Source organism: Paenibacillus sp. N119s (assembly GCF_059447605.1).
This window is the reverse complement of record NZ_JCAJRU010000288.1, coordinates 1-5,499: the sequence shown is the minus strand read 5'-3', so window position 1 is coordinate 5,499 and position 5,499 is coordinate 1. Positions and strand designations below refer to the sequence as shown.

The 5,499-nt window shown below is 46.8% G+C and carries 4 protein-coding genes; all 4 read right to left on the bottom strand.

The features are described from left to right. Window positions 1–246: 246 nt before the first annotated feature. Window positions 247–1,410, bottom strand: coding sequence for an iron-containing alcohol dehydrogenase (locus tag AC5V8P_RS22880; protein ID WP_064796838.1), 1,164 nt, complete (start codon window positions 1,408–1,410; stop codon window positions 247–249). A 183-nt stretch (window positions 1,411–1,593) separates the two neighbouring features. Further along, window positions 1,594–3,237, bottom strand: coding sequence for a UDP-glucose--hexose-1-phosphate uridylyltransferase (locus AC5V8P_RS22875; RefSeq protein WP_064796839.1), 1,644 nt, complete (start codon window positions 3,235–3,237; stop codon window positions 1,594–1,596). A gap of 17 nt (window positions 3,238–3,254) precedes the next feature. Beyond that, window positions 3,255–4,244, bottom strand: a complete 990-nt coding sequence (galE, locus tag AC5V8P_RS22870) for a UDP-glucose 4-epimerase GalE (RefSeq protein WP_063212050.1) — start codon at window positions 4,242–4,244, stop codon at window positions 3,255–3,257. A 1-nt stretch (window position 4,245) separates the two neighbouring features. Further along, complete coding sequence (locus AC5V8P_RS22865; RefSeq protein ID WP_063212086.1) at window positions 4,246–5,424, bottom strand: galactokinase; 1,179 nt, start codon at window positions 5,422–5,424, stop codon at window positions 4,246–4,248. Window positions 5,425–5,499: the final 75 nt, after the last annotated feature.

Here is a 5,499-nt window from a genome sequence, read left to right as displayed (position 1 = left end):
CATCCCCGATCAACACACTGACCACAGTAAAGATTGCGCCTCCTGCCAACAACCACCAAAATAAGGTTTCCATACGACTCCTCCTTCCATGTACCTTTTCAGCCTGGTTTCCAGTCTATAACTATGTTTACGTATTCAACCTTAAAAAGTTTCAAAATTTTCCTCTTATATCTCAACTTAAACCCAAAAAAGCACGTTCGTACGTCTAATGACGTACAAACGTGCCTACAAAGCTTCGAAGATCGTTTACAGGGATGCTTTGTAAATTTCAACTACATCTTCGCGATTGAGCTTGTTAAAACCACCAAAAGGTCCAAATTTCACAGCTTTATCAGCCATTACGTCAATTTTGGACGCATCAATATCGTAATCAGCCAGACGGCTTGGCGCACCAATCGAGTTCCAGAAATCACGCAACGCCTGAATACCTTCCAACGCTACTTCTTCATCACTTTTACCTTCTGGGTTTACGTGGAACACATTCACTGCCAGTTGCTTGAAGCGTTCAGGCTTGACATGCAGATTGTGTTTCATCCAGTTCGGGAACAAAATAGCCAGTCCTCCACCGTGTGGGATATCATAAACAGCAGACACAGCATGCTCAATATTATGAGTAGCCCAATCACCTGTCAGCCCCATGTTCAGGAAACCGTTCAGTGCCATCGTACCACAATACATAATCGTTTCACGCAGCTCATAGTTTTCCAGATCGTTGACCAGTCCTGGAGCCGCATCTATCACTGTGCGCAAAATCGTTTCACACCAGCCCAGTTGAACCGGAGTATTGGATTCCAAATGAAAATAATGCTCCAGCGTATGTGACATCATATCCACAATTCCATAGACAGTTTGATTTTTGGGCAGAGAGTATGTGTTCACCGGATCAAGAATGGAGAAAGCAGGAAACGCATGTACACTACCCCATCCCAATTTTTCCTGTGTTTTTTCGTTTGTAATTACAGAACCTGCGTTCATTTCAGAACCGGTTGCTGCCATAGTCAAAACCGTACCTAATGGCAAGGCTGCTTGTGGAGTTGCTTTACGCTCTGCAAAATCCCACATATCGCCATCATATTTTGCACCAACAGCAATAGCTTTGGAGCAATCCAGTACACTGCCACCGCCTACAGCCAATATAAGGTCGATCTGGTTGGTTTTACACAATTCAACGCCTTTATGTACTGTAGACAAGCGTGGATTTGGTTCTACACCAGCCAGTTCGGTTACCTCTGCACCGATTTCACTAAGCAATTTTATTACATTATCGTACAAACCGCTGCGCTTAATACTGCCGCCGCCATATACAAGCAATACACGTTTTCCGTATTTAGGAACTTCACGCTTGAGAGCCTCCAATTGTCCTTTACCGAAGATCAATTGTGTAGGATTATAAAATTCGAATGCTTTCATCGCAAACGCTCGCCTCCAATATTTCTAAAGTTTAATGTTAAGAAACTACTCTATTATAACCTTTACGGTTACAGGAAACAAATTGCATTCATTTCAGAAAAAAAACCATACTCCTAAAGGAGTATGGTTACATTCACATCTTGGGAGGGTTCTCGTATTGTATTATGTGCAGTCTAAGCTACATTATTCTCCCAAGGTGTATCCCAATCGTTTCATAAAGCGACCAAATGCCTGCTGACCGGATGGATTCCGTTTATAGACTCCTGCATGCTCCAAAATTTCACTAAATTTCAGTCCAACCTCATTTTGTACGGTACGAACAGCCGTCTCCTTGTCAGACAGACGACCAAACCGGGTATTCAACTGGTAAATCCAGTCTGCATGTTTAAACAGTGGATGTCCTTCTTGCTGCATAGCCCCAGCCAATTCATCGTTCCCACACAAAATATCAGCAATTCCATCCAGCTCATCTTTGAGTCGTCCCGGAAGGATGGCAAGTCCCATCACTTCGATCAGACCGATATTTTCCTTTTTGATATGATGCATCTCGCGATGGGGATGAAAAATACCTTCCGGGTACTCTTCACTCGTTCGGTTGTTGCGCAGTACGAGATCCATCTGATATCTTCCTTCGGAATCCCGGCGTACAATCGGCGTTACTGTATTATGCGGAATCGTTTCCCCCTCCGATTCGGTATGAGAGAGAACGTCTACCTCTGGATCACTATACGCCTTCCAAGCTTCAAAAGCAGCATTTCCCGCCTCCAATAGTGCCTCGGCATCTGTTGACGTGAAACGAATGACCGACATCGGCCAGTTCACAATCCCCGCCGTAACCTGCGGAAATGCTTCATTATGGTATACGTCGTCCACACCCGCTTTTTCAATCGGGAATGTATGACGACCACCCTGAAAATGATCGTGAGTCAGGATCGACCCACCGACAATGGGCAGATCCGCGTTAGAGCCAATGAAATAGTGCGGAAACGCTTTCGTAAAGGCCAGCAACCGCCGCAGCGTATCCTTTGTAAGCTTCATCGGTACATGATCATGATGGAATACAATGCAATGCTCGTTGTAATACACATAGGGTGAATATTGAAAGAACCACGGTTCCCCATTCAATTCGACCGGTATGATACGCAAATTTTGACGGGATGGATGATTTACCCTTCCGGCATATCCAACGTTTTCACGGCACAATTGACATTTGGGGTAAACAGGCGGCGGCAAAAGCTTCGCCATGGCAATTTCCTTAGGGCTTTTTTCTGGCTTGGACAAATTAATCGTAATTTCCATATCACCATAAGGTGTTGCCTGATTCCAGTACACATTGCTGGCTACCCGATCCATACGAATGTAGTTTGAATTGATGGATAATTGATAAAAAGCATCTGTAGCCGCCTCTATACCATGTGCTGCCTCCGTTTGATGAAAGTTACGGATAACTTCAGACGGTCTCGCCATAAGCAAACCCATGATTTTGGAATCCAGCAAATCACGATACGTATCCGTGTTTTCAGGAATAAGCCCAATAGCAAAACCATAATCGATCAATACATTAAGCACAGGCTGGAGAGCTTCGGGGGCAATCATGCCCCCTGCTTCCCCACCGGAGTAAGGTTCCGAAAACCCGAACTGCTCTAAAAGCAGATTACGACTGTAATCTGTATCTTGCGGACCGATCAAGCCCCTCTTCTGTGCGAATGCAACCAGCTGTTCCACCGCATATAGAGCCGATTGCTGTACAGCTTCGTCGATGTCATGGACCAGATGCCGGGAAAGTTCCTGGTTTTGGCCTTTATCTACGGATTGGCGCTCGCTCATATGTCATCGTCTCCTGTCTATTCGTCGCCGTAGCCTTGAGGGTGCGACTGATGCCATCCCCATGCTCCGCTAATAATATCCTCCAGTTGAGTACGTTTTGGGCTCCAGCCCAGTACCGAACGGGCCTTGTCAGACGATGCAACCAATATCGCTGGGTCGCCTGCACGGCGAGGTTCAACAACAACTGGAATGTCGAGCCCAGTGACCTTGCGTGCCGTTTCAATCACTTCCTTCACCGAGAAGCCCTGTCCGTTGCCAAGGTTGAATACGTTGCTCTCATTACCCTCACGCAAGTAATTTACTGCACGCACATGAGCATCCGCCAGATCACTTACATGAATGTAATCACGGACACACGTTCCATCCGGTGTGGCATAATCCTCGCCAAACACAGCGATATGCGAACGCTGTTTCAATGCTGTCTGGAGCACCAATGGGATCAGATGGCTTTCTGGTCGGTGATCTTCACCGATCTTGCCGCTTTCATGGGCACCAGCCGCATTAAAATACCGTAAGGATACGTATTTGATGCCTAATACTTTATCAAACCAGGACATCATGCGCTCCATCATCAGCTTTGTTTCACCATACACGTTGGTTGGCTCAGTCCGGTCGCCTTCTTCAATCGGCACCTTTTCTGGTTCGCCATAGGTAGCCGCAGTAGAGGAAAATACGATCTTGCTTACGCCGGCATCTTTCATCGCCTCCAGCAAGCTCAACGTGCCAAATACGTTGTTGTCATAATATTTTCCTGGATTTTGCATACTTTCCCCAACCAGCGAGTTGGCTGCAAAATGAATAACGGCGTCAATATTGTTTTCAGAGAACAGTTTGGACAGAAGTTCTTTATCCCTCAAATCCCCTTCATACAACTTGCCTCCAAGCAATGCTCCTTTGTGTCCAGTTTGCAAATTGTCCAATACAACAACTTCTTCTCCAAGATCCAACAATTCTGCTACGGTATGTGAACCGATATATCCAGCTCCGCCTGTGACTAAAATGGCCATGTTATTCGTCCTCCTTCAGTTCTTTAACTCCGTCCCCTGCCTTGCATACATAAAAGCTGGCTTCCAGCCCTGTACGGGTCTGATAAGCTTCTCCAACTTCCTTCACAAAACGTTCCACATCGTCCTCATGAACCAATGAAACCGTACAACCTCCAAACCCAGCGCCTGTCATACGAGCACCCAGCGTGCCCGGAATGCGTCGTGCTTCTTCGACCATGACATCAAGCTCAGTACAGCTGACTTCATACAAGTCGCGTAGTGAATCATGCGAGGCGTTCATCAACTGACCGAAAGCTGCAAGTTCATTCGCTGCGAGAGCATCGACTGAGGCCAGCACACGAGCGTTTTCCTCCACCACATGCTGCGCCCGGCGGCGCACGGTTTCATCTGCAATATGATGCTGAAGGTCTCCAAACCGAGCTTCATCCAGTTGTGCGAGATACTCCAGTGACGGCTCCTGCTGCTGCAAAATGGACAGTGCTTCGGCACATTGACTGCGACGCTCGTTATAGGCTGAATCCACCAATCCGCGGCGCTTGTTTGTGTTGCCGATTACGAGCTTGTAAGACCCCGTGCGGAATGGCACTCTGCGGTACTCCAGCGTATCGCACATCAGCAGGATTGCATGATCAGCCGCTCCGTTCGCTACAGCGAACTGGTCCATGATGCCGCAATTGACACCCACGTAGTTGTTTTCAGCCCGCTGGGATAACAAAGCAATTTCGACTGTGTCGGTTTTTTGCTTCTCGGTAGTCAGAAACGCGTAGCCTGTCACGACCTCAATCGAGGCTGAGGAAGATAATCCGGCTCCGTTCGGGATTTCTCCATGATAGAGCAAGTCGTATCCTCTAGATGGGTAAACTCCCTTTTCAGCCAACTCCACCAGCACACCCACCGGATAGTCCACCCACTCATCCGTCTTGCTTTTACCTATCTCTGTGCGGGGGATCGACACTTCATACGACAGGTTTGTGGAAGCAAAATGAATTTGATCATCATTACGTGCACGAAGGATCAGCGTCGTACCAAATTCCAGCGCAGCCGGGAGTACATAACCACCATTATAGTCGATATGCTCTCCAATGAGGTTAACACGCCCAGGTGCATGAAATATCAGCAGTTCATTGCTGCTTTCACCATATTTTTCAATAAAATGTTTCTTTAATTCAGTAGAGTTCATATCCGCATCCACCTCATTCACCGTTAGTAAAAGTCTCCCTGAATTCCCTGTAATATCTTAATCAGGTTGACATCT